Origin of the sequence: Streptomyces sp. NPDC093568, assembly GCF_044764945.1 — a bacterium.
Lineage (GTDB): Bacteria > Actinomycetota > Actinomycetes > Streptomycetales > Streptomycetaceae > Streptomyces.
The window spans coordinates 1,678,042-1,704,023 of the sequence record NZ_JBIWJD010000001.1 but is presented as its reverse complement, the minus strand read 5'-3'; the positions used below and the strand labels follow the sequence as shown (position 1 = coordinate 1,704,023).

Genomic DNA, 25,982 nt, shown 5'->3' with positions numbered 1-25,982 from the left:
CGCCGCGCGACATGCGCGGCGGCCTTCGGCGCGTTCAGTCCTCCAGCAGCCAGTCGTGGACGGCCCGCGCGGTGGTCCCGGCGTCACCGTCCAGCAGGCTGACGTGGTCGCCGGGCACCTCCACCCGCTCGTGCGGGAGCGGCCAGGCGGGGCGGTCGGCGCCCAGCAGCAGGGCGGGGTCGTGGTCGGCGGCGGCCACGAACAGGGTCCGCGGCACGTCGGCGGCCGGCGCGGGCCGCCACCGGGTGAACAGACGGCCGTAGTGCGCGGTGGCGGTGAGCTGGCCGGCGTCCACCGGGACCTCGGGGAAGTCCCGCATGAGCCGGCAGGAGGTGGCGACCATGGCCAGGGCGAGGTTCTCGTCGGGCGTCTCCGGGGAGTCGAGCAGCACCAGGGCGCGCGGCGGTGCGCCCGCCCGGGTCAGCGCGGCCGACAGGAGATGGGCCTGCCAGCCGCCGGAGGAGTAGCCGACGAGGGTCAGCGGCTTGTCCCCGAGGACGTCGAGGACGGCCCGCGCCTGCCGGGCGGCCGCGGCCTCCGGGCTGTCGGGCAGCGGCTCGCCGAGCGCGTAGCCCGGTGCGGGCAGCACCCAGACGTCACGGGTGCCGTGCAGGGCGGCGGCGAACCTGGAGTACTGGTAGGCGGTGACGGGCGCGACCAGCGACGGCAGACACAGCAGGGCCTCGCCGTCGGTGCCGGTGGCGAGGCGGACCGGCTGGGGGTCGGGGGCGGTGGTCGGGCCAGGGGCCGCGTCCGGTTCGGCCGTGCCGACCGGCCGCGGGTCCGGCAGGCCGAACCCCGGACGCATCGCGGCGGCGAGGTGCAGCACCTCCAGCCCCTTCTCGTACTGCTTCTGCTCGAAGGCGTAGCGCACGAGCGCGGCCACGGAATCGGCCGACGCGTTCGACCGACCGTCCACCGCGTCCAGTTCACCGCTCAGGTGCGCGGCGAGGGCGCGCGGGGTGGCGTGCTCGTAGAGGACGGAAGTCGGCACCAGAACGCCGAACGCCCGGCTTACCCGGTTGCGGAGGTCGGCGAGCGACAGGGAGGTGAAGCCGAGTTCGAGGAACCGCTGCGTGACGCCGACCTCACCGGCCTCGGTGTGCCCGAGGATCCGGGCCACCTCCGCCACGACGAGTTCCAGGACGGCACTCGCACGCTCGGTCGGGGGCAGGGATCGCAGTCGGTCACCGGGCGTGGACACTGCTGCGGGTTCTGCGTCCGGGCCGAACTCGCGCGGGCTGTCGGCCAGTCCGAGGAAGCTCATCGCGCCGTTCTCTCCCGTGCGGTCGGGCAGCCAGTAGCGACGGCGCCGGAAGGCATACGTCGGCAGGTCGACCCGGCGTGCGCCGGTCCCGGCGAACAGGGCGCCCCAGTCGACGTCCGCGCCCTGGACGAAGACCTCGGCGAGGGCTGTGAACAGCGCGGTGACCTCGGCCCGATCGCGGCGCAGCACGCTGACGGCGACGGCGGTCCCGGCGGGCGCCTGCGCGGTGAGGACCGGGTCGGGCCCGATCTCCAGCAGCCGGTCGGCCCCATGGCCGGCGGTGACGGAGGTGAGCGCGTCGTGGAAGCGTACGGGCTCGACGATCTGCCCGGCCCAGTAGCGGGCGGAGGTCCAGTCGCCGTCGCTCAGGGCCCGGCCGGTGACGGAGCTGACGGCGGGCACCGAGGGCTGCCGGTAGGCGATGTCCTCGGCCACGGCGGCGAAGTCGTCCAGGACGGGCTTCATCAAAGGCGAGTGGAAGGCGTGGCTGACCCGCAGCCGGGTCGCACGTCGCCCGCGCTCCCGGAAATCGGCGAGCACGGTGTCGACAGCCCGCTCCGCGCCCGAAACGACCACGGACCGCGGCCCGTTCACAGCGGCGAGGGCCACATCCCCGTCCAGCACCCCGGCGATCTCGTCCTCGGTGGCCTCGATCGCGGCCATCGCGCCGCCCTCGGGCAGCGCCTGCATCAGGCGGGCACGGGCCGCCACCAACCGTACCGCGTCCGGCATTCCGAACACCCCGGCGGCATACGCAGCCGCAAACTCCCCCACCGAGTGACCGACCACGCAGTCGGGCTCGGTCCCCCAGGAGCGCAACAGCTCCACGAGGGAGACCTGTACGGCGAACAGGGCCGCCTGCGCATAGCCCGTACGGTCCAGCAGCGCGGCCTCCGCCGAGCCCTCCGGCGCGAACACGGCGTCCCGTACGCCCCGCGTGAAGCCGGGGGCCCCTTCCAACTCCCCGTCCAGGTGGGCGCACACCTCGTCGAAGGTCCTGGCGAACACCGGGAACCGGGCGTACAACTCACGTCCCATTCCCGGACGTTGGCTGCCCTGTCCGGTGAACAGCCACGCGGTGCCACCCTCGGTGGTGGTGCCGCTGATGACGTCCGGGGTGGGTGTACCGCTTGCGAAAGAGGCGAGGGCGGCGGGGGCGTCCGGTCCAAGGACGACGGCGCGGTGGGTGAGGGCGGCGCGGGTGGTGGCCAGGGAGTGGCCAATGTCGTGCGCGCTGAGACCGTCGGTGAGTGCGGAGTGCAGGCGGTCGGCCTGCCGCGCCAGCGCGTCGGGGTGGTGGGCCGACAGGACCCAGGGGACGAGCGGGAGCGGGTCGTCGGCGCCGGGCTGCTCGGGGCGCTCCCATTCGGGAGCTTCTTCGAGGATGACGTGGGCGTTGGTGCCGCTGATGCCGAACGCGGAGACACCGGCCCGCCTCAACCGTTCGCCACGCGGCCACGAACGGGACTCGGTCAGCAACCGGACCTGACCAGCCTCCCAGTCCACATGCGACGACGGCCGATCGACATGGAGCGTCGCCGGCAACGATTCCTTCTGCATCGCCAGCACCATCTTGATGATCCCGGCCGCACCCGCCGCAGCCTGCGTATGCCCCAGGTTCGACTTCACCGACCCCAGCCACAACGGCTCTTCGTCGGCCCTGCCCTGTCCGTAGGTGGCAAGCAGTGCCTGGGCCTCGATCGGATCCCCGAGCGTCGTGCCCGTGCCGTGCGCCTCGACCACATCCACGTCGGCAGCCGAGAGGCGGGCTGCTTTCAACGCCTGGCGGATGACACGTTGTTGGGACGGACCATTCGGCGCGGTCAAGCCATTCGAGGCACCGTCCTGATTGACGGCACTCCCCCTTACGACCGCCAGGACAGGATGGTTGTTGCGGCGAGCCTCGGAGAGGCGCTCCAGCACGAGCATGCCCGCGCCTTCACCCCAAACCGTGCCGTCCGCACCATCCCCGAACGCCTTGCACCGACCATCCCCCGCAAGACCCCGCTGACGAGAGAACTCCACAAACGCGGCAGGCGTCGACATCACCGTCACCCCACCCACCAACGCCAGACCACACTCCCCCGCCCGCAACGCACGCACCGCCAGATGAAGCGCCACCAACGACGACGAACACGCCGTGTCCACCGTCACCGCCGGCCCCTCCAAACCCAGCGCATACGCCACCCGCCCCGACATCACACTCGCAGCGGACCCCGTCCCCACAAACCCCTCGACCTCACCGAACCCACCCTGCGAAGCCAGCACATAATCCTGACCATTCGTGCCCACGAACACACCCGACACCGACCCCCGCACCGACACCGGATCCACACCAGCCCGCTCCAACGCCTCCCACGACACCTCCAACAACAACCGCTGCTGCGGATCCATCGCCAACGCCTCACGCGGCGAAATCCCAAACAACTCCGCATCAAAATCCGCCACACCCGATACAAACCCACCCGCATTCACATACGAGGTCCCCAGGTGCTCCGGGTCAGGGTGGTAGAGGCGCTCGATGTCCCAGCCACGGTCCTCGGGGAACGGGGTCACACCGTCCCGGCCGGCCGCAAGCAGGTCCCACAACTCCTCCGGCGAAGAGACGTCACCGGGGAAACGGCACGCCATCCCCACGATCGCGACGGCGTCGTCATCGAGGGCTTCACCGGTGTCGGAACCCGGGTTGGCTTCGTGGTGACCGGAGTGGAGCTCCTCGCCGGGGAGTTGGGTGCGGATGTGGGCCGCGAGGGCGGCCGGGGTCGGGTGGTCGTAGACGAGGGTGGCGGGCAGGCGCAGCCCGGTCGCGGCGCCGAGGCGGTTGCGCAGTTCCACCGAGGTGAGGGAGTCGAAGCCCAGGTCGCTGAAGGGGCGGTCGGCGGCGACCGAGGCGGCGGAGGTGTGTCCGAGAACCTCGGCGACGGTGGACCGCACCTGGGCGAGGACGAGCCGTTCCCGTTCGGCGGGCGGACGGCCGTGCACCGCGCTCGCGAGGTCGCCGCCGCCTGCCAAGGGGCCTTCGGCGCCGGTGGCGGTTCGGTTCTCCTGGCGTGCGGGCGCGGTGAGTTCGCGCAGGAGTGAGCCGTGGCGGGCGTAGGCGGTGGTCTCGGCGAAGCGGGACCAGTCGGCGTCGAGGACGGTGACGCAGGTGCGGTCGTCGTCGAGGACGCGCCGGAGCGCGTCGACGGCTATGTCGGGGCTGAGGGGGCGGATGCCGAGCCGGGCCAGGTGCGCGGTGACGACGGGGTCGGCGGCCATGCCCTCGCCGCCCCAGGGCCCCCAGGCCACGGACGTGGCGGGCAGACCCAGGGCACGCCGGTGCAGGGCGAGCGCGTCGAGTTGGGCGTTGGCGGCGGCGTAGGCGGCCTGGCCGGCGTTGCCGGTGACGCCGGCCGTGGAGGAGAACAGCACGAAGGCGTCGAGGGCGCGGTCGGCGGTGAGTTCGTGCAGGTGCCGGGCGGCGTCGGCCTTCGCGGCGAGGACACGCGCCAGCCGTTCGGGGGTGAGGTCGGCGGCGAGGCCGTCGTCGAGGACGCCCGCCGCATGGACGACGGCGGTGGGCGGGTGGGCCTCGAGGACGCCGGCGAGCGCGGCCCGGTCGGCCACGTCGCAGGCGGCGAGAGTGACCTGGGCGCCGCGTGCGGTCAGTTCGTCGCGCAGCTCGGTGGCGCCCGGGGCGTCGCCGCCACGCCGGGAGACGAGGACCAGGTGCTCGGTGCCCTGGTCGAGGAGCCAGTGGGCGATGTGCCGGCCGAGCGCGCCGGTTCCTCCGGTGACGAGTGCCGTGCCGTGGAAGCGGGTTTGCTGCGGCGGGGCGGCCGGCTGTCCGTTCGGTGCTGTGTCGCGTACGAGGCGGGCGGCGAGGATTCCGGTGGGACGCAGGGCGAGTTGGTCCTCGTCGCCGGAAGCGGCCAGCAGGTGTGCGAGGCGCTGGGGCTGGTCGGGGTCGGGGTGGGCGGGCAGGTCGACGAGGCCGCCCCAGCGGTCGGGCTGTTCGAGGGCGAGTGTGCGTCCCAGGCCCCATACGGCCGCCTCGTCGGGCCGGGACGGGCTGTCGCCCGCGCCCACCGACTGCGCGGACCGGGTGGCGCACCACAGGCGGGCGGCCGGGGCGGTGTCGGACAGGGCCAGCCACAGGGCGAGTACGGCACTCGGCGACGGCACCAGGGCCAGGACGTGGGTGGGTTCGTGGCCGGTGGCGCGGATACGGTCCGCGAGGCCCGGCCGGGTGTCGTCGGCATCGACGGTGATCAGGTCGACCTCGGCTCCGGCCCGCCGCAGGGCCGCCACGATGGCGTCCCCGGCCGGGTCGGCCGTCGCCACGAGCCAGCGGCCCGGAAGGGCGTCGGCGTCGGCGGTGATACGGGCGGGCCGCCAGCGGACCCGGTAGCGGCGAGCCGCCTGCTCCAGGTCCCGGCGGCCCTGCCGACGCCAGGCGGACAGCGCGGGAACGAGGGTTTCCAGTGCCTCGTCATCGGCCACACCGAGCCGTTCGGCGAGGGTGTCGACCTCGCCGCGCTCCACGAGCTCCCAGAAGCGCGCCTCGACGCCGTCGGTTCCGCCCGTCGTGCCGCGCTCGGCGACGGCGTGGTCGGGCAGCCAGTACCGGTCACGACGGAACGCGTAGGTGGGCAGCTCCACGCGCCGCGCGCCCGTGCCCTCGTACAGGGCGGCCCAATGCACGTCGGCGCCGCGGACGTACATCTCCGCGACGGCGGTCAGGACGGCCTGCGCCTCCCGCTGCCCGGTGCGCAGGGTGGCCGCGGCGGCGTGCCCGGACTCGCGGGCGAGCGCGGTGAGGACGGGGTCGGGTCCGATCTCCAGCAGCCGTCCGGCTCCAAGGGGGCCGGTGGCGGTGGTGAGGGCGTCGTGGAAGCGCACGGTCCGGCGCACTTGATCCGCCCAGTACGTCGGCGTGGTCCAGTCGCCCTCGCGCAGGGCCTCACCCGTGAGCGTGCTGACGGCGGGCACGGTCGGCGGGCGATAACCGACCCCGGCCGCCACGGTGGAGAACTCGGCGAGCATCGGGTCCATCAGCGGTGAGTGGAAGGCGTGGCTGACCCGCAGCCGGGTCGCGCGTCGCCCGCGCTCCTTGAAGTCCGCGACCACGGCGTCCACGGCGCCCTCCGCGCCCGACACCACGACGGACCGCGGGCCGTTCACGCCGGCGAGGGCCACATCGCCGTTCAGCACCCCGGCGATCTCGTCCTCGGTGGCGTCGATCGCGGCCATCGCGCCGCCCTCGGGCAGCGCCTGCATCAGCCGGGCACGGGCGGCCACCAGCCGTACCGCGTCCGGCAGTTCGAACACCCCGGCCGCGTACGCCGCCGCGAACTCACCCACCGAGTGTCCGAGCACACAGTCCGGTCGCATGCCCCAGGACCGCAGCAGAGCAACGAGGGCCACCTGCAGGGCGAAGAGGGCGGGCTGGGCGTAACCGGTGCGGGCCAGGGTCTCCGGCTCACCGGTGAACATGAGCTCGCGCAGGGGCTTGTGACCGGGGGCTTCCGCACCGAGTTCGGCGTCCAGGAGCTCGCAGACCTCGTCAAGAGCGCGTCGGAACTCCGGGAAGGCGTCATGGAGTTCGCGTCCCATTCCGGGGCGCTGGCTGCCCTGCCCCGTGAACATCCACGCCGTACGTCCCTTGAGCGCGTGTCCGGTGACCACCGCGGGGTGCCGCTCACCGGCGGCCAGGGCGCGCAGTCCGGTGCTCAGCTCGTCGGGGTGGGTTCCCAGGACGACGGCGCGGTGGGTGAGGGCGGCGCGGGTGGTGGCCAGGGAGTGGCCGATGTCGTGCGGGCGGAGGTCGTCGGTGAGTGCGGAGCGCAGACGGTCGGCCTGCTGGGCCAGCGCGTCGGGGTGGTGGGCCGACAGGACCCAGGGGACGAGCGGGAGCGGGTCGTCGGCGCCGGGCTGCTCGGGGCGCTCCGACTGCGGGGGCTCTTCGAGGATGACGTGGGCGTTGGTGCCGCTGATGCCGAATGCGGAGACACCCGCCCGCCTCAACCGTTCGCCACGCGGCCACGAACGGGACTCGGTCAACAACCGGACCTGACCAGCCTCCCAGTCCACATGCGACGACGGCCGATCGACATGGAGCGTCGCGGGCAACGATTCCTTCTGCATCGCCAGCACCATCTTGATGATCCCGGCCGCACCCGCCGCAGCCTGCGTATGCCCCAGGTTCGACTTCACCGACCCCAGCCACAACGGCCCCTCGACACCACGCCCCTGACCGTAGGTCGCCAGCAACGCCTGCGCCTCGATCGGATCCCCGAGCGTCGTGCCCGTCCCGTGCGCCTCGACCACATCCACATCCGCGGCCTCGACTCCGGCATTACGCAATGCCTGACGGATCACGCGCTGCTGCGACGGACCATTCGGCGCCGTCAAACCATTCGACGCACCGTCCTGATTGACCGCGCTCCCCCGCACCACCGCAAGCACCGGGTGATTGTTCCGGCGGGCGTCCGACAACCGCTCCACCACCAACACACCGGCGCCTTCACCCCACACCGTGCCGTCCGCACCATCCCCGAACGCCTTGCACCGACCATCCCCCGCAAGACCCCGCTGACGAGAGAACTCCACAAACGCGGCAGGCGTCGACATCACCGTCACCCCACCCACCAACGCCAGACCACACTCCCCCGCCCGCAACGCACGCACCGCCAGATGAAGCGCCACCAACGACGACGAACACGCCGTGTCCACCGTCACCGCCGGCCCCTCCAAACCCAGCGCATACGCCACCCGCCCCGACATCACACTCGCAGCGGACCCCGTCCCCACAAACCCCTCGACCTCACCGAACCCACCCTGCGAAGCCAGCACATAATCCTGACCATTCGTGCCCACGAACACACCCGACACCGCCCCCCGCACCGACACCGGATCCACACCAGCCCGCTCCAACGCCTCCCACGACACCTCCAACAACAACCGCTGCTGCGGATCCATCGCCAACGCCTCACGCGGCGAAATCCCAAACAACTCCGCATCAAAATCCGCCACACCCGACACAAACCCACCCGCATTCACATACGTGCGGCCGGGCTGACCGGGAACGGGGTCGTAGAGGTCATCGATGTCCCAGCCACGGTCCTCGGGGAACGGGGTCACACCGTCCCGGCCGGCCGCAAGCAGGTCCCACAACTCCTCCGGCGAAGAGACGTCACCGGGGAAACGGCACGCCATCCCCACGATCGCGATGGGTTCGCGGGAGGCCGCGACGAGCTGCCGGTTGCGCTTCTTCAGCGTTTCGGTCTCCTCCAGGGACTTTCGCAGGGCCTGGACGACCTTTTCGTACGGTGCGCTCATCGCTGCCTCTGTCAGTCTCGTTCGTCGGAGTCGAAGCCGAAGTCGGCGTCGGCGTCGGGGTCGGCGGGTTCGTCCGCGTCGCCCAGGGCGAGGTTCACCAGGTCGTCGACGGCGAGGTCGGCGATGGCGGTGTCCTCGTCGGGGGCGTCGTCGGACCAGATCGCTCGCGCGTCCTCGGCGCGCCGTTCCGCCGCTTCGGTCTCGGCGAGCAGGGTGCGCAGGCCGGGCAGGAGACCGGCGTCGCGCAGCCGGGCGAGCGGGGCGGAGGCGAGGAGTTGGCGCAGGCGTGCTTCGTCGAGGTCCGTCAGGTCCTGTGCGGAGCGGTCCCCGGTGTCATCCGGGAACAGTTCGGTGTGGAGGTGGCGGGCGAGCGCCGCCGGGGTGGGGTGGTCGAAGACGAGGGTGGTCGCGAGGCGCAGTCCGGTCGCGGCCATCAGCTGGTTGCGCAGGTCGACGGCGGTCAGGGAGTCGAAGCCGAAGTCCTTGAAGGCGCGGTCGGCGTCGATCGCGGCGGGTGTCTCGTGGCCGAGTACCGCCGCGACGCGGGACTGGACGAAGTCGCCCAGGGCGCGCTCGCGTTCACCGGCCGGGAGGCCGCGCAGCCGTCCGACGAGTTCGCCGGCCTGGGCGGTCGCCGTGCCGGTGCCGTTGCGGGTGGCGGTCGTGGCGTCGGGGAGGTCGGCGAGCAGGGAGCTGGGACGCACGAGGGCGAACGCGGTCGCGAAGCGGTCCCAGGAGACGTCCACCACGGTGGTGCACGGGCGGTCGTCGGCGATCAGCTGGTCGAGCGCGGCCAGTGCCCGCTCGGGCGGCAGGGGGCGCAGCCCGGAGCGGCGGATGCGTTCCTCGGCGGCCCGGTCGGCGGCCATGCCGTCGCCCGCCCAGGGCCCCCAGGCCACGGACGTGGCGGGCAGACCGAGGGCACGGCGGTGCTGGGCGAGCGCGTCGAGGTGGGCGTTGGCGGCGGCGTAGGCGGCCTGGCCGGCGTTGCCGAGGACGCCGGTCACGGAGGCGAACAGGACGAAGAGGGCGAGGTCGTGGTCGGCGGTCAGTTCGTGCAGCAGGTCCGCCGCGTGGGCCTTGGCGGCGAGGGCGTCGGCGAGGTGCCGTGGGGTGAGGTCGTCGAGGACGCCGTTGGCGGGGACGCCCGCCGCGTGTACGACGCCGGTCAGCGGGGTGTCCTCGTCGATGCCGTCGATGAGGGCGCGGACGGCGTCGCGGTCGGTGAGGTCGCAGGCGGTCAGGGTGACGCGGACGCCGAGCGCGGTGAGTTCGTCGCGCAGTTCGGTGGCGCCGGGGGCGTCGGCGCCGCGCCGGGAGGCGAGCAGCAGGTGCCGGGTGCCCCGCTCGGCGAGGCGTCGGGCGACGTGCCGGCCGAGGGCTCCGGTGCCGCCGGTGATCAGTACGGTGCCGTGGGTGTGTTCCGCCGTGGCCCCTTCGGGGTGGGTGGTGCCGGGGTGGTCGTCCCGTACGAGGCGTGCGGCGAAGACGCCGCCCGCGCGGACGGCGAGCTGGTCCTCGGACCAGTTGGTGGAGCGGCCGTGGGCGAGCAGTTGGGCGAGCCGGGTCACGTCCCGGTGTCCGGGCCGGTCGGGCAGGTCGGCCAACCCGCCCCAGGTGTCGGGGTGTTCGAGCGCGAGGCTGCGCCCGAGGCCCCACAGCTGTGCCTGTGCGGGGTGCTGGAGCGGGTCCCCGGTGCCGACGGACACGGCGGACCGGGTCGCGCACCACAGCGGCGCGCCGGTGCCTCCGACCGCGTCGGCCCACGCCTGGGCGAGCAGGAGGGTGAGGCCGGTGGCGGCGGGCGGCTGCGGGTCGCCGGCGGGCCTTGTGGTGGCCCCGGCCAGGTCACCGGTGGGCTGCTCCTCGGCCCAGCCGAGCACGGAGAGCGCGCCGTCCGGGGCCAGTTCACGGATCCGGGCGGCGAGCGCCGTACGGCTGTCATGGCCGCCGATGGTCAGGACGGTGACCTGGGCTCCGGCGTCGCGCAGGGCCTGCGCGCACTGCTCGACGAAGCCGTCGTGGTCGGCCGTCACCCGCTCGGGCGCGACGACCAGCCAGTCGCCGGTGAGTGTGGCGGCCGGTACGCCGACCGGTTTCCAGGCGATCGCATAGCGCCAGGCGGCGAGTTCGGACGTTTCGCTCTGCCGTCGGCGCCAGTCGGACAGCGCCGGCAGCAGGGAGTCGAGCGATGTGTCCGGACTGACGCCGAGCCGGTCGGCGAGCGCGGTGGGGTCGCCACCGTCGACGAGGCTCCAGAATCCGGTGTCGGCACCGGATCGCCGTACGTCGGAGGGCCGCTGTGTCCGGCGGTCGCGCAGCCAGTAGCGGCGGCGCTGGAAGGCGTAGGTCGGCAGTTCGACGCGCGCGGCGGGCGCGTCGTTCGCGGGATCGGCTGCCGTCGTGACGGCGGCCCAGTCGGTCCTCATGCCCCGGACGAAGAGTTCGGCCACGGCCGTGAGCAGCGTCTCGGCCTCGGGGCGCCCGGACCGCAGGGCGGCCGCGGCGGTGACCCGCCCGTCGCCGGAGGACCGGGCGAGCGCGGTCAGGACCGGGTCGGGGCCCAGTTCCAGGAGGCGGGTCGCGCCCTGGTCGGCGGTGGCCGTGGTGAGGGCGTCGTGGAAGCGGACGGGGCGGCGCACCTGGTCCACCCAGTAGGCGGCGGACGCCCACTGCGTCGTGACGGCATCGCCGGTGGCGGTGCTCACGGCGCCGAGCGTCGGTCGGCGGTAGGCGATGGACTCGGCGACGGTGGCGAAGTCGGCGAGCATCGGGTCCATCAGCGGTGAGTGGAAGGCGTGGCTGACCCGCAGCCGGGACACCCTCCGCCCCTGCTCCCGCGCCCGGTCCATGGCCTCGACGACCAGTTCCTCGGCGCCGGAGACCACCACGGACGAGGGCCCGTTGACCACGGCGACGGCGATCTGCCCGCCCCCGGTGAGCGCCTTCAGCAGCTCCGTCACCTCGGCCTCGGTGCCCTCGACCGCGGCCATGGCGCCGCCCTCGGGCAGGGCCTGCATCAGCCGGGCGCGGGCCGCCACCAGCCGTACCGCGTCGGGCAGTTCGAAGACGCCGGCGGCGTAGGCGGCCGCCAGCTCGCCCACCGAGTGCCCGAGCACGAGGTCGGGGCGTACGCCCCAGGACCTGAGAAGCTCGACGAGGGCCACTTGCAGGGCGAAGAGCGCCGACTGCGCGTACCCGGTGGCGTCCAGCGGGTGCGCCTGGCCGGCCGGATCGTCGGGCTCGGCGAGCAGCATCTCCCGCAGCGGGCGCGGGAATCCGCTCTCGGGCCGCGGTTCGGCTTCCAGCAGCTCGCACACGGCGTCCAGGGCCTGGGCGAACACCGGGTAGGTGGCGTGGAGTTCACGTCCCATGCCGGGCCGCTGGCTGCCCTGTCCGGTGAACATCCACGCGGTGCGTCCCTCGCCGACGGTCCCCGTCACGACCGTGGCGCGGCCGTTCGAGGGGGCGGTGTCGGCCGCCAACGCGCCGAGTCCGGTGCGCAGTTGCTCCAGGTCGGCGCCGAGGACGACGGCACGGTGGTCCAGTACGGCGCGGGTCGTGGCGAGCGCGTGGGCGATGTCGCCGGGGGCCGGCCCGTCCCCGGCGGCGAGGACGGCCGTCAGGCGCGCGGCCTGCGCCCGGGTCGCCCGGTCGGTACGGCCGGACACCACCCAGGGCACGAGCGAGGATCCGGCGTCGGCACCCTCAGGATCGCGCGCCCGGCCGCTCTCGACGACCGGGGCTTCTTCGAGGATGACGTGGGCGTTGGTACCGCTGATGCCGAACGACGACACCCCGGCCCGGCGCGGGTGTGCTCCCGCCGCCCAGTCCCGGGCCTCGGTGAGCAGCCGTACTGCTCCGGACTCCCAGTCGATGTGCTCGGAGGGCCGGTCCACGTGCAGCGTGCGGGGCAGATGGCGCCGCTGGAGCGCCATGACCATCTTGATGACGCTCGCGGCCGCGGCGCCCGCCTGGGCGTGCCCGATGTTCGACTTGACCGAGCCGAGCCACAGCGGCTCGTCGTCGGCGCGGGCCCGTCCGTAGGTCGCGAGCAGGGCCTGCGCCTCGATGGGGTCGCCGAGCCGGGTACCGGTGCCGTGCGCCTCGACGACGTCGACCTCTGCGGGCGAGACGCGGGCCGCCTTCAGCGCCTGGCGGATCACGCGCTGCTGCGACGGACCGTTGGGCGCGGTGAGCCCGTTGGAGGCACCGTCCTGGTTCACGGCACTGCCGCGCACGACGGCGAGGACCGGATGGCCGAGGCGCCGGGCGTCGGAGAGCCGCTCCAGGACGAGCATGCCGCCGCCCTCGCTCCACCCGGTGCCGTCGGCACTGTCGGCGAACGACTTGCACCGGCCGTCACCGGCCAGCCCGCCCTGCCGGGCGAACTCCAGGAACATGCCCGGCGTCGCCATCACCGTGGCGCCGCCGGCCAGTGCCATGTCGCACTCACCGGTCCGCAGCGCCTGGGTGGCCAGATGCAGCGCGACCAGCGCCGAGGAGCAGGCGGTGTCGACGGACACGGCCGGCCCCTCCAGCCCGAACACGTACGACAGCCGCCCCGAGGCCACACTCGGCGTGCTGCCCGTCAGCAGATACCCGTCCGTCTCCGGGTCGGCCTCGTCGTCCTCCTGCCCGCTGGCGTACCCGTTCGCGGACACACCCGCGTACACGCCCGTGGCCGAGCCCTGGAGGGACAGCGGGTCGATGCCCGCGCGTTCCAGCGCCTCCCAGGCGGTCTCCAGCAGCAGCCGCTGCTGCGGGTCCATGGCGAGGGCCTCGCGCGGCGAGATGCCGAACAGCTCGGCGTCGAACTCGGTTGCACCGTCGACGAATCCGCCGACCGCCGCCACACCCTCCAGTGTCTTCATGTTCCAGCCGCGGTCGAGCGGGAACGGCGTGATGCCGTCACCGCCCGCGGCCACCAACTCCCACAGCGCCTCGGGCGAGTCCACGCCGCCGGGATAACGGCAGCCCATGCCGATCACGGCGATCGGCTCGTCGGCGAGCCCGGCCGGTCGCGGCGCCGTCCCCCGCGTCGTGTCGTCCGTCGGCGCGCCGACGAGCTGTTCACGCAGGGACGCGGCCAGCGCGGCCGGCGTCGGGTGGTCGAAGATGACCGTCACGGGGAGCGTGACGCCGGTGGCGGAGCCGAGCCGGTTGCGCAGATCCACGGCGGTGAGCGAGTCGAACCCGAGGTCCTTGAAGGCACGGGACGCGTCGACCGACCCAGCGGACGCATGGCCGAGCACCGCGGCGACCTGCGTCTGCACCAGGTCCAGCAGCTCGCGCTCCTGCTCCTCGGCCGACAGCTCACGCAGCCGTGCGGCCAGGGCACCCCCGGCCCCGGCCGGACTGGCGGCACGACGCCGGCGGTCGGCGGCGGGCACCAAGTCCCGCAGGATGCCGGGCAGGGAGTCCCGTACGGCGGCGAGGGCGGGCGTGCGCAGGGCGACCGGGACGGCGGTGGGCTCGTCGACGACGAGTGCCGCGTCGAGCAGTCCCAGCCCCTCGCCCGTCTCCAGCGCGGGGAAGCCCTGCCGGGCGAGCCGCTCCAGCTCGGCCTCGCCGAGCGTCCCGCCCATGCCGTCCGCGTTCGCCCACATGCCCCAGGCGAGCGAGACGCCGGGCAGGCCCTGGGCACGGCGGGTGGCCGCCAGGGCGTCGAGGACGTTGTTGGCGGCCGAGTACGCCGCCTGCCCGGCGTTGCCCACGACACCCGCGAAGGAGGAGAACAGCACGAACGCGGACAGGTCCCGCTCGGCCGTCAACGCGTGCAGGTGCAGCGCCGAATCGGCCTTGGCCGCCAGCACGGCGGCCAACCGTGCCTCTGTGAGGTCGGCGATCAGACCGTCGTCCAGCACGCCGGCCGCGTGCACGACGGCGGACAGGTCGACGTCCTCCAGTACGCCCGCCAGCGCCGCGCGGTCCGTGACGTCACAGGCTTCCACGCGGACGCGGGCGCCCAACTCTCCCAGCTGTGCGGTGAGTTCACCGGCTCCCGGAGCGTCGGGCCCGCGCCGGGAGAGCAGCAGCAGATCCCGTACGCCATGCGCGGTGACGAGGTACCGGGCGACTTCCGCGCCCAGGCCACCCGTACCGCCGGTGATCAGGACCGTGCCCCCGCCGCTCCACGGCGACGGCAGCCGCAGCACGACCTTGCCGACGTGCTTGGCCTGGCCCAGGAGCCGGAGCGCCTCCGGTGCGCGCGAGATCCCGTAGGAGGTGACCGGGGCGGGGCGCAGCGCACCCTGTTCGAACAGCTCCAGCAGTGCCGTGAACATCTCGGCGATGCGGTCCGGTCCGGCGTCGATGAGGTCGAAGGAGGTGTAGTCGACGCCGTGCTCCGCCCGCACCTCGTCGGCATCGCGGATGTCGGTCTTGCCCATCTCGACAAACCGCCCGCCCGGCCGTACGAGCCGCAGCGAGGCGTCCACGAACTCACCCGCGAGCGAATCCAGCACCACATCCACACCCGGCCGGAACCGCTCCTCGAACTCCGTGGTGCGGGACGACGCGATGCGCTCGGCGGGGACACCGAGGTCGCGCACCACCGGCCACTTGGGCTCGCTGGCGGTCGCGTACACCTCGGCGCCCAGGTGCCGGGCGAGTTGTACGGCCGCCGTCCCGACACCGCCGGCGGCGGAGTGGATCAGCACCGACTCCCCCGCCCGCAGGCCGGCGAGGTCCATGAGGGCGTAGTAGGCGGTGAGGAACACGATCGGCGTCGACGCCGCCTGCTCGAACGACCATCCCTCGGGTATCCGTGCCAGCAGCCGGGCGTCGGTGACGGCCGTCGGGGCGAAGGCCCCGTCCAGCAGGCCCATCACCCGGTCCCCGACGGCCAGCCCGGAGACGTCGGGGCCGATCTCGGCGACGACACCGGCGCCCTCGTGCCCGAGCCGCCCGGCATCCCCGGGATACATGCCCAGCACATTCAGCACGTCGCGGAAGTTGACGCCGGCCGCCCGGACCGCGACCCGCACCTCACCGGCACGCAGTTCGCGCGGCGCCTCGGCGACCAGCCCCACACCGTCGAGCCGCCCCTGCGCCACCACATCCATCCGCCATCCGGCGCCGACGCCCACCGGGGGGACGAGCACTCCGCCCGAAGCCATCCGCACCATCCGCGGCGCCCACATCTGGCCGTCCCGGATCGCGACCTGCTGGTCCTCGATGCGGGTGGCGGCCAGGCGGCAGGACACGGGGTCGTCGTCGATGTCCACGAGGGTGAACCGGCCGGGGTGCTCGCTCATGGCGGAGCGGACCAGGCCCCAGACGCCGGCGCCGCCGGCATCGGCGCTCTCGCCGTCCCGGACAGCCACGGCCCGGTCGGTCACGACCACCAGACGTGCGGTGGCGAAGCGCTCGTCGGCGACCCACTCCCGGACGGCCGCCAGCACGTCGCTCACCACGGCGGTCCCGGCCCCGCGCGGGACCGGCAGCAGGACGGTGTCGGGGACGTCGTCGCCGCAGGGCAGGAGGGTGAGACCGGCCGCGTGCCAGGGTTCGGCAGCCTCAGGCGCACGCAGGACCGTCACCGGGCGGGCGGCGGTCCCGACGGTGGGCTGGGCAGGGGCGGGGGTCCACTCGACGCGGTAGAGGTGCTCAGCAGGCGTCGCGCCACCGCCGGCGGCGAACTGGGCGGGCGACGCCGGGCGCAGCAGCAGCGACTCCACTGTGGCCACCGGAGCCCCGGCCGCGTCGGCGATGTGCAGGGCGTAGGTGCCGGAACCGCGCGGGACGATCCGGACGCGGACGAGGTGCGCGCCGACCGCGTGGCAGGACACTCCGGTCCAGGCGAACGGCAGCAGGGCGCCGTGCGCCTCATCCTCCCGCAGGGCCAGGGCGTGCAGCACCGAGTCGAGCAGTGCCGGGTGCAGTCCGAAGGAGGTCGCCTCCCCGGCCGCCTCTTCGGGCAGCGCGGCCTCGACGTACAGTTCCTCGCCCCGGGTCCAGACCTGCCGCAGGCCCTGGAACGCGGTGCCGTAGCGCAGACCGGTCTCGGCGAGCCGGTCGTACAGCCCGGTGATGTCCACCCGGTCGGCGTCCGCCGGAGGCCAGGTCCGCAGCTCCGAGGACGGCGCGGGTGCCGTGCCGGCGCTCACCGTGCCCTCGGCATGCAGGATCCAGGTGCTGTCGTCGGCGGTGGCGTCCGGACGCGCGAACAGCCGCAGCGGGCGGGCGCCCGTGTCGTCGGGTGCGTCGAGCGCGATCTGGATCTGGACGGCGCCCTGCTCGGGGAGCACCAGCGGGGCCTGGAGGGTGAGTTCGTCGAGGCGCTCACAGCTGACGCGGTCGGCCGCCGCCAGGGCGAGCTCGACCAGCGCCGCCCCCGGCACGACGACGGCCGCGCCCACGGCATGGTCCGCGAGCCAGGGATGCGTACGGACCGACAGCCGGGACGTGAGCAGCAGCGTGTCGGAGCCGGCCACGGGGACGGCGGCGCCGAGCAGCGGATGATCGGCGGCCCTGAGCCCGAGCCCGCGGGCGTCGCCGCCCGAACCGGCGTCGCGCAGCCAGTACCGCTCACGCTGGAAGGCGTACGTCGGCAATGCCGTGCGCGCGGCGCCGCTGCCCTCGAACAGGGCCGACCAGTCGACGGCGGTACCACGGACGTACAGCTCGGCCACGGCACGAAGCGCGGTCTCCGCCTCGGACCGGTCCCTGCGCAACGCGCCGACAGCGAACGCCGGTTCCACCACGGCGGACAGCACCGGGTCGGGGCCGAGTTCGAGGAAACGTAAGGCACCGAGGTCGTCCGCGGCCGTGCGAGCGGCGTCGTGGAAGCGGACGGCCTCGCGCACCTGGCGCACCCAGTAGCCGGGGGTGGTCCAGTCTCCGTCGCCCTCGGCGAGCGCGGCACCGGTCAGCGTGCTGACGGCGGGGAGGGTCGGTCGTCGGTAGGTGATCTGCTCGGCGATGGCGGCGAACTCGTCGAGCATGGGCTCCATGAGTGGGGAGTGGAAGGCGTGGGAGACGCGGAGGCGGGTGACCCGGCGACCGCGTTCACGGAGGGCGGCCATGACACGCTCGACGCCGTCCTCCGTGCCGGAGACGACGACGGCGGCCGGTCCGTTGACGGCGGCGATGGTCACGTCGTCGGTGGTGAGGAGTTCGGTGACCTCAGCCTCGTCGGCCTCTACGGCGGCCATGGCGCCGCCCTCGGGCAGGGCCTGCATCAGACGGGCGCGGGCGGCCACCAGCCGTACCGCGTCCGGAAGTTGGAAGACACCGGCCGTGTAGGCCGCGGCGTACTCGCCGATGGAGTGACCGAGCACAACATCCGGGCGCAGGCCCCAGGAGCCCAGGAGCGTCGCGAGCGCGGTCTCGACGGTGAAGAGGGCGGCCTGTGCGTACCCGGTGCGGTCGAGGAGGGCGGCGGCTTCGGAGCCCTCGGCGGCGAACAGCACGTCCCGCAGCGGGAGCGGGAAGCCTTCCGCCCCGGCCAGCTCGGCTTCGAGCAGTGCGGCCGTCTCGTCGAACGCGCCCGCGAACACGGGGTAGGCGGCATGCAGTTCACGCCCCATGCCCAGGCGCTGGCTGCCCTGACCCGTGAACATCCAGGCGGTACGGCCGTCGGCGACCACCCCGGTGACGGCGGGCTCGGCGAGGCCCGAGCGCAGCGCGTCACCGTCCCGGCCGAGCACCACGGCCCGGTGCTCCAGGGCCGTACGAGATGCGGCCAGGGACAACCCCACGTCGAGCGGGGACAGTTCGGGCCGTCCGGCGAGGAAGGCGTCGAGCCGTTCCGCCTGTGCGTCCATGGCCTGCCGACTGCGTCCCGAGAGTACCCAGGGAATGACGGGCAGGTGGGTCGGGGACTCCGGCCGACGGGGAGAGGGGGTGGTGGGGGCTTCTTCGAGGATGACGTGGGCGTTGGTGCCGCTGATACCGAAGGACGACACGCCCGCTCGACGCACCCGCTCGCCACGCGGCCAGGCCCGCTCCTGCTTCAGCAGCTCAACCGCGCCCGAGGTCCAGTCCACATGCGAGGACGGCTCGTCGACATGCAGAGTGCGCGGCAGCGCCTCCCGACGCAGCGCCATGACCATCTTCACGATGCTCGCCACACCGGCCGCCGCCTGCGCATGCCCGATGTTCGACTTGATCGAACCCAGCCACAACGGCTCGTCGTCGGCGTGTGCTTGACCGTACGTCGCGAGCAGGGCCTGCGCCTCGATGGGGTCGCCGAGCCGGGTACCGGTGCCGTGTGCCTCGACGGCGTCCACGTCGGCGGCGTCCAGGCCCGCGGAGGCCAGCGCCTGCCGGATCACTCGCTGCTGCGAGGGACCGTTCGGCGCCGTCAGCCCGTTGGACGCACCGTCCTGGTTCACCGCACTGCCCCGCACCACCGCCAGGACCGTATGCCCGAGGCGCCGAGCGTCGGAGAGCCGCTCCAGGACGAGGATGCCCCCGCCCTCCGCCCAACCCGTCCCGTCAGCACCCTCGGCGAACGACTTGCACCGACCGTCCCCGGCCAGCCCGCCCTGCCGCGCGAACTCCAGAAAGATGCCCGGGGTCGCCATCACCGTCGCGCCGCCGGCCAACGCCAGATCGCACTCCCCCGAGCGCAACGCCTGGCACGCCAGATGCAGGGCGACGAGCGCCGACGAGCACGCGGTGTCCACCGAGACCGCCGGGCCTTCCAGCCCGAACACGTACGACAGCCGCCCCGAAGCCACACTCGGCGTGCTGCCCGTCAGCAGATAGCCACCGGTCTCCCCCTGCGGACTCTGCATGTTGCCGCCGTAGCCGCTCCCGGAGACGCCGGCGTAGACGCCGGTCGGCGTGCCCCGCAGCGAGGCCGGGTCAATTCCGGCGTCCTCCAGGGCCTCCCACGCCGTCTCCAACAGCAGCCGCTGCTGCGGATCCATGGCGAGCGCCTCACGCGGCGAGATCCCGAACAACTCGGCATCGAACAGCGCCACGTCGTCCACGAATCCGCCGACCGCGGCAAGACCCTCCAGCAGGGCGGGGTCCCAGCCACGATCCATCGGGAGAGCCGTGAGCCCATCCCGGCCTTCAGTTACGAGATCCCACAGCCCCTCGGCCGAATCCGCGCCGCCCGGGAAACGACACCCCATCCCCACGATCGCCACCGGCTCATCGAGGGACGCGCGTGGGCGGGTGACGGCGGTCGCTTCGGCATCCACCGCCCCCAGCAGCTGGGTCTTGAGGAAGTCGGCGAGGGCCGTGGGCGTCGGGTGGTCGAAGACGAGGGTGGCGGGGAGCGTGATGCCGGTGGCGGAGCCGAGGCGGTTGCGCAGATCGACGGCGGTCAGGGAGTCGAATCCGAGGTCCTTGAAGGCACGGGACGCGTCGACCGACCCAGCGGACGCGTGGCCGAGCACCGCGGCGACCTGCCCCTGCACCAGATCCAGCAACTGGCGCTCCTGCTCGGCCGGCTGGAGCTCGGCCAGCTTGCGCGCCAGGCCGGTGGCTGCCACTGTCCCCGCTTGGCCGACAGCCCGGCGTCGGCGGTCGGCGGCGGGTACGAGTCCTCGCAGGATGCCGGGGAGGCTGTCGCGGACGGCCGCCAGGGCCGAGGTGCGCAGGGCGACAGGGACCGCGAGCGGCTCGTTCACCAGCAGCGCGGCATCCAGCAGGGCGAGACCCTCGCTCGTCTCCAACGCCGGGAAGCCCTGCCGAGCCATCCGCTCCAGCTCCGCCTCACCCAGCGTGCCACCCATGCCGTCCGCGTTCGCCCACATGCCCCACGCCAGCGACACCGCGGGCAGCCCTTCGGCACGACGGGCCACAGCCAACGCGTCCAGAACGTTGTTCGCAGCCGAGTACGCCGCCTGGCCGGCATTGCCCACCACACCCGCGAACGACGAGAACAACACGAACGCCGACAGATCACGACCAGCGGTCAACTCGTGCAAATGCAAGGCCGATTCAGCCTTGGCCGCCACCACCCGGCCCACCCGCTCAGCCGAAAGATCACCGATCAGGCCGTCATCGAGAACACCCGCCGCGTGCACCACACCAGACAGGTCCACCCCGTCCAGCACACCGGCCAGCGCATCACGGTCGGACACGTCACACGCACGGACAGACACCCGAGCACTCAACTCGGTGAGCTCTGATGCAAGTTCACGCGCGCCCGGGGCTTCCTCGCCCCGCCGGGACACCAGCAGCAGGTCCCGTACGCCATGCGCGGTGACCAGATGCCGGGCGACCTCCGCACCCAACCCACCGGTCCCGCCCGTGATCAGCACCGTGCCCCCGCCACTCCACGGCGACGGCACTGAGAGGACAACCTTGCCCACATGCCTGGCCTGACCGAGGAGCCGCAACGCCTCCGGCGCCCTGCCCAGGTCGAAGGCAGTCACCTTCACCGGCCGCAGCACACCCCGCTCGAACAACTCCAGCAGTGCGGTCCACATCTCGGCGATCCGGTCCGGACCGGCGTCCATCAGGTCGAAGGAGCGGTACGACACTCCGTACTCGGCCCGCACCTCGTCGGCATCGCGGATGTCGGTCTTGCCCATCTCCACGAACCGGCCACCAGGCCGCACCAACCGCAGCGAGGCGTCCACGAACTTACCCGCGAGCGAGTCCAGCACCACATCCACACCCGGCCGGAACCGCTCCTCGAACTCCGTCGTCCGCGACGAAGCGATCCGCTCCTCCCGGACGCCCAGTTCACGCACGACCGGCCACTTCGGCTCACTCGCCGTCGCGAACACCTCACCGCCCAGATGCTGAGCCAGCTGCACCGCAGCCATCCCCACACCGCCGGCGGCCGAGTGGATCAGCACCGACTCGCCCGCCTGAAGCCTGCCCAGATCCATCAGGGCGTAATAGGCGGTCAGGAACACGATCGGCACGGACGCCGCCTGCTCGAAGGACCAGCCGTCGGGTATCCGAGCCAGCAGCCGGGCATCGGTGGTGGCCATCGGGCCGAACGCGCCGTCCAGCAGGCCCATCACCCGGTCACCGACGGCAAGTCCGGTCACCCCCGGACCGACCTCGACGACCACGCCAGCACCCTCATGGCCGAGCCGCCCCGCATCCCCCGGATACATGCCCAGCACATTCAGCACATCACGGAAGTTGACACCGGCCGCCCGCACCGCGACGCGCACCTCACCGGCCCGCAGTTCGCGCGGCGCCTCGGCGACCAGCCCGACACCGTCGAGCCGCCCCTGCGCCACCACATCCATCCGCCAACCACCGGCGCCCGCACCCACCGGGGGCACCAACACCCCACCCGAAGCCATCCGCACCATCCGCGGCACCGACACCTGACCGTCCCGCACGGCGATCTGGTCCGTGTCGTCCATGGGCAGGGCGGCGGGGGGCAGCTCGCTGTCGTCGAGGTCGAGGAGGGCGAAGCGGCCGGGGTGCTCGTTCATGGCGGAGCGCAGGAGGCCCCAGATGCCTGCGGCGGTCGGATCGGGGGTGTCCTGGGGTGTCACGGCGACGCCGCGCGAGGTGACAATGACCAGGCGGGAGTCGGCGAACTTCGGCTCGCTCAGCCAGCGTTGCACCACCAGCAGGGTCTCGGCGAGGACATCTGCGACGGGGCCTTCGGAGGTGACGGGCAGCAGGACCTGACGCGGGGTCTCAGCCCCGTGGTCGAGCGCGGTGAGCAGCGCGTCCAGGTGGGGGTGGACCGGGGCGTCGAGGCCGTGGACCGAGGCGCCGACGACCACCGTGCCTGCGGGCTGCCGGTCGGTGGTGGGCGCGGCGCCGGCCGTCCACTCCACGCGGAACAGGTGCTCGGTGCCGGGGGTGGTCCGGGTGGCCTGCTGGGCGGCGAGGTCCGTGGTCGAGACGGGGCGCAGGAGGAGGGAGTCGACCGTGGCCACCGGTTCGCCCGTCGCGTCGGCGACGCGCAGGTCGATCTCGCCGTCGCCGCGCATGCGCAGCCGGGCGCGGACCGACGTGGCACCGACCGCGGTGAGGGTCACCCCGGACCACAGGAACGGCAGGAGCGCGGTCTTCCCGTCGCCACCGCGCAGGGCGAGGGTGTGCAGGACGGTGTCGAGGAGGGCGGGGTGCAGCCCGAATGCCGTCGCCTCGCCGGCGGCGGGCTCGGGGAGGGCGGCCTCGACGTACCAGTCGTCGGCGTCGCGCCAGACGCGGGTGATGCCGCGGAAGGCGGGGCCGTACTGGAGGCCGACGTCGGTGAGGCGGTCGTAGAGGCCGGCGAGGTCCTCGGGCTCGGCGTCGGCGGGCGGCCAGGCGTGCAGGTTCCAGGTGTCGCCGGGGGTGGTGCGGTTGCTCACGGTGCCGGTGGCGTGGAGCGTCCAGGCCTGTTCGACCTCGGCGTCGTCGGCGCGGGAGTAGACGCGGACCGTGCGGTGGCCGTCGTCGGTGGCGGCGTCGATGACGACCTGGACCTGGGCGGCGCCCTGCTCGGGGAGGATCAGCGGGGCCTGGAGGGTGAGTTCGTCGAGGTGGTCGCATTCGACGCGCAGGCCCGCCTGGACGGCGAGTTCGACGAGGGCGGTACCGGGGACGACGGCGAGGCCGCCGACCAGGTGGTCGGCGAGCCAGGGGGTGGTGGCGACGGAGAGGCGTGCGGTGAGCAGGACGTTGTCGGAGCCGGCGACGGCCACGGCGGCGCCCAGCAGCGGGTGCCCGGCGACACCGAGGCCGAGGCCGCGGGCGTCGGAGGCGGAGCGGGTGGCGTCGAGCCAGTAGCGGTGCCGCTGGAAGGCGTAGGTGGGCAGGTCGGTGTGCCGGGCTCCGGTGCCGGCGAACACGGCGGCCCAGTCGGCGGCGGCGCCCCGTACGAACATCTCGGCGAGCGCGGTGAGCACCGTGGCGCACTCGTCGCGGCCCTCGCGCAGGGTGGCCACGGCGGTCGTGTCGGGGGCGGCGGTCTGGATCAGGCCGGAGAGGACGGGGTCCGCGCCGATCTCCAGGAAGCGGCTGACGCCGAGTTCGGTGGTGGCGGTGTCGACGGCGGCGTGGAAGCGTACGGCGTCGCGTACCTGTCGTACCCAGTAGTCGGGGCTCGCCCAGTCGTCGTCGGCGGCCCGTCCGGTGAGGGTGCTGACGGCGGGCACGAGGGGGCGGCGGCGGGCGATGCCCGCGATGGTCTCGGCGAACTCGTCGGTCATGGGGGCCATGAGCGGGGAGTGGAAGGCGTGGCTGACGCGCAGGCGGGTCACGCGCAGTTCGCGTGCGCGGGCGGCCTCCATGATCCGTTCGACGGCCGGCTCGGTGCCGGAGACCACGACGGCGCGCGGGCCGTTGACGGCGGCGATGACGGCGCCGTCGGTGAGGAGCGCGGTGACTTCGCTCTCGTCCGCCTCGATCGCGGCCATCGCGCCGCCGTCCGGGAGTGCCTGCATCAGGCGGGCGCGGGCCGCGACCAGCCGTACCGCGTCGGGGAGTTCGAGGGCTCCGGCGGCGTGGGCGGCGACGATCTCGCCGATCGAGTGGCCGATGACGACGTCGGGTTCGGCGCCCCAGCCGCGCAGCAGGGCCACGAGGGCGGCCTCGACGGCGAAGATGGCCGTCTGGGCGTAGCCCGTGCGGTCGAGGAGCGCGGCCTCGGGGGTGCCGGGCTCGGCGAGGCACACGTCGCGCACGGGTGCGTCGAAGCCGGGGGCGTCGGTGAGTTCGGCGTCGAGGAGGGCGCAGATCTCGTCGAAGGCGCGCGCGTAAGCCGGGTGGGCGGCGTGCAGTTCGCGGCCCATGCCGGGGCGCTGGCTGCCCTGGCCGGTGAACAGCCAGGCGGTACGGCCCTCGGTGACGGCTCCCTTGACGGCGGTCGCGGTGCCGGTGAGGTCGTCCAGGGCGGCGCGCAGGGTGGTGCGGTCGGGGCCGAGGAGGACGGCCCGGTGCTCGAGGGTCGCGCGGCCGGTGGCCAGGCTGTGGCCGATGTCGAGGGCGGCGGCGTCGGAGGCGGTGACATGGGCGGCGAGGCGTTCGGCCTGGGCCTCCAGTGCCTCGGCGCTCCGGGCGGTCAGGACCCAGGGGACGGCCGGCAGGGTGCCGTACGCCTCGTCGGTGTCGTCGGGCGTGGCCTCGGGAGCTTCTTCGAGGACGACGTGGGCGTTGGTGCCGCTGATGCCGAAGGAGGACACGGCGGCCCTGCGGGGGTGCCCCGCGGTGGGCCAGGGCCGGGCCTCGGTGAGGAGGCGGACGGCACCGGCCGACCAGTCGACGTGGGAGCTGGGCCGGTCGGCGTGGAGCGTGGGCGGCAGCCGGCGGGCGCGCAGCGCCATGACCATCTTGATGATGCCGGCCGCGCCGGCGGCCGCCTGAGTGTGCCCGATGTTGGACTTCACGGAGCCGAGCCAGACGGGGTTGCGCTCGTCCCGTCCCTTGCCGTAGGTGGCGAGCAGGGCCTGCGCCTCGATGGGGTCGCCGAGCCGCGTGCCCGTGCCGTGCGCCTCCACGGCGTCCACGTCGGCGGCGGTGAGCCGCGCCGATTCCAGCGCCTGGCGGATGACGCGCTGCTGGGCGGGTCCGTTGGGCGCGCTGAGGCCGTTGGAGGCGCCGTCCTGGTTGACGGCGCTGCCCCGGATCACGGCGAGGACCGGGTGGCCGAGGCGCTGGGCGTCGGAGAGGCGTTCCAGTACGAGGACGCCGGCACCCTCCGCCCATCCGGTGCCGTCGGCGTCGTCGGCGAAGGCCTTGCACCGGCCGTCCCCGGCGAGTCCGCCCTGCCGGGAGAACTCGACGAAGGTCGTCGGCGCCGCCATCACCGTCACACCGCCCGCGAGGGCCGTCGCGCACTCGCCGGAGCGCAGGGACTGGCAGGCCAGGTGCAGGGCGACGAGGGAGGAGGAGCAGGCGGTGTCGATGGTGACGGCCGGGCCTTCGAAGCCGAAGACGTAGGCGATGCGGCCGGAGAAGACGCTGCCCGCGTTGCCGTTGGCGAGGAACCCGGCGACGTCCTTGGGCACTTCCCGCAGCCGGGAGGCGTAGTCGTGGTACATGAGCCCGGCGAAGACACCGGTCGCCGTGCCGCGCAGGGACAGCGGGTCGATGCCGGCGCGCTCCAGAGCCTCCCAGGAGGTCTCCAGCAGCAGCCGCTGCTGCGGGTCCATGGCCAGGGCTTCGCGCGGGGAGATGCCGAACGCCTCGGCGTCGAACTCGGCGGCCTCGTGCAGGAACCCGCCCTCGCGGGTGGCCGAGGTGCCCGCCACCCGCTCCTCGTCGGTCGCGAACAGGGCGTCCAGGTCCCAGCCGCGGTCGGTGGGGAACGCCGTGATGCCCTCCCCACCGCCGCTCACCATCCCCCACAGGTCCTCCGGGGAGGCGACGCCGCCGGGGAAGCGGCAGCCCATCCCGACGATGGCGATCGGCTCGTGGTCCTTGGCCTCGGCCTCGCGCAGACGAAGGTGGGCGTCCTGGGCGTCGGCGATAGCACGCTTGAGGTATTCGCGGAGCTTTTCCTCGTTCGCCATCTGTTCCTTGT

At 73.6% G+C, this 25,982-nt stretch carries 2 protein-coding genes; both read right to left on the bottom strand.

The annotated features are described in order from the left end of the window. Positions 1 to 34: 34 nt before the first annotated feature. On the bottom strand, positions 35 to 8,587 hold the full coding sequence (locus tag ACIRD7_RS06505) for a type I polyketide synthase (protein ID WP_403450523.1): 8,553 nt from the start codon (positions 8,585 to 8,587) through the stop codon (positions 35 to 37). Positions 8,588 to 8,598: 11 nt separating this feature from the next. Further along, positions 8,599 to 25,971: a type I polyketide synthase gene (locus ACIRD7_RS06500; protein ID WP_403450521.1), complete on the bottom strand. Its 17,373-nt coding sequence runs from the start codon at positions 25,969 to 25,971 to the stop codon at positions 8,599 to 8,601. Positions 25,972 to 25,982: the final 11 nt, after the last annotated feature.